2 protein-coding genes are annotated in these 1,620 nt (G+C 57.9%); one reads left to right on the forward strand and one right to left on the reverse strand.

Features of this window, described 5'->3' with window-relative positions; translation table 11 throughout:
- The first annotated feature begins 143 nt into the window (after window positions 1-143).
- The gene (locus NW856_RS10260; protein ID WP_414400128.1) at window positions 144-599 is read left to right on the forward strand and encodes an HHL1-like protein; all 456 of its coding nucleotides are present in this window, start codon (window positions 144-146) and stop codon (window positions 597-599) included.
- Here NW856_RS10260 and NW856_RS10265 read toward each other — a convergent pair.
- Complete coding sequence (locus tag NW856_RS10265) at window positions 596-1,507, reverse strand: alpha/beta fold hydrolase (protein ID WP_414400130.1); 912 nt, start codon at window positions 1,505-1,507, stop codon at window positions 596-598. The two genes, NW856_RS10260 and NW856_RS10265, sit on opposite strands and share 4 nt — an antisense overlap.
- Between the last annotated feature and the right edge of the window lie 113 nt (window positions 1,508-1,620).

A 1,620-nucleotide genomic window follows, 5' to 3' on the forward strand; every position in this document is an offset into this window, starting at 1 on the left:
ACTGACAGGCCCCTTTAACCGCCCGCCGAAGCTCAACAAGTATAGCACGCCGGCTACGGACAATGAGGACAAGGGATCCCCAGCAGAGAAGGGGATCCAATCTGCGCTAAGCTGCAAAAATCCCCCCTCTCGTCAGCCCAAGTATGAGTCAGTCTAAGGGTTTTCGCAAATCCAAGCCTGAGAAAAAACCGGCCAGCTCCAACACTGCCAAGCGTAAGGAAGCCGCCCAACGGTACGACGAGCTGAAAGCCAAGGGGATGCCGGAGTTCAACATCTTTGCCCGCCGTCGCCAGCCCGCGCCTGGCCAGCCCAATCCTTGGCTGCCGGTGGGATCCCTGGCAGTGGGACGTTCCAGCGCCATTCACCAAGCCATTTTCCAAAATGAGGAAGAACTCAAAAAAGCAGCCGTCAGGCTGTTCCCCCGTCTTGGCAAAGTGAAAGACGAGCTGGAGTTTGGGTTTCGCCTCAAGGACAAGGACTTTCAGGACGAGCCGATCCAGGTGGCGATCCGCCCCCAGCCCTCGCCCCTTCAAGTTTGGGTGGCCAAGATGCGGAGCTGGTTGGGCCTCTCCAGCAAAGGAACCTCTAAAAAAGGCTAGACTGCCGCAAAGGCTCTGGGCAGCCAGCTCAAAATCAGAGGGTTGACCACCTCTGGGCGCTCGTCGTGGGGGCAATGGCCTGTATTGGGAATGGGCAAGAACTGGTAGTCGATCCCTTGCACATGGTTTTGAAAGCCGCGACCCCGTTGAATGGGCGTCCAGGGATCCCCTTCTCCCCAGAGCACCAACAGCGGGCAGCGCACCTGAGGCAATAGGGCTTCAGGAGTTGGGCCAGGGGGAGCGGTGAGAATCGAGGCAAACACCTGCTGAGCGCCCACATCACAGGAAGGGGCATAGAGAATCTCCACCAGCTCATCCGTAATGGCGGCGGGGTTGCGGTACACCTGCTCCAGAGTTGCGCGAATACGCTGCCGCTGCCGCACCCGATCGAACAAAAACGGCCCCGTCACCGGAGAAGCCGCCAGAGCGGTGAAAACACTCATGAAAAGGCGGAAAATCGGGTTGAGCTCATGGGAGCGATGGTTCAACCCCCCGGCGCAGTTGAGCAACACTGCTCCTGCCGTTAACTGGGGATGCCGGGCAGCCATCATCAAGCTGAGCAAGGCACCAATGGAATTGCCGATAAACACAGCAGGCTGCTGAATGTGCTGCTGCCAAAAATCCACCAGCAACTCCGCCCACAGATCCAAGGTGTAGGGGAGGGCAGGCTTGGCCGAGCCGCCAAACCCCAGCAAATCCAGGGCATAGACCCGGTATCCTGCCCCAGCTATCACGGGGATGTTGTGCCGCCAATGGCCGATGGAAGCCCCAAATCCATGCACCAAGACCAGCGGGGATCCGGATCCCTGCACCACATAGCGAATGGCATGTCCGCGCCAGCTCCAGACTTGGGGAGCAAAAGGAGCAATGGCATCAACCGCAGAACCGGCAGAAGAAGCAGTCAGCACAGCCTGAAAACAGACCCAGTTAAAGATGTAGGTAGAAACTCAGAGCCATCCCTGTTCATCATAGCTTCGGAATGCCTTTGTCTGATACATTTACGCTGAACACTGCTGAGCAT

Origin of the sequence: Synechococcus sp. R3-13 (assembly GCF_047462195.1) — a bacterium.
In the GTDB taxonomy this organism is placed as follows: domain Bacteria; phylum Cyanobacteriota; class Cyanobacteriia; order Thermostichales; family Thermostichaceae; genus Thermostichus.

Coding starts and splice junctions, on each gene's coding strand:
- NW856_RS10260 (WP_414400128.1), top strand. CDS start 144: ATGAGTCAGTCTAAGGGTTTTCGCAAATCCAAGCCTGAGAAAAAACCG.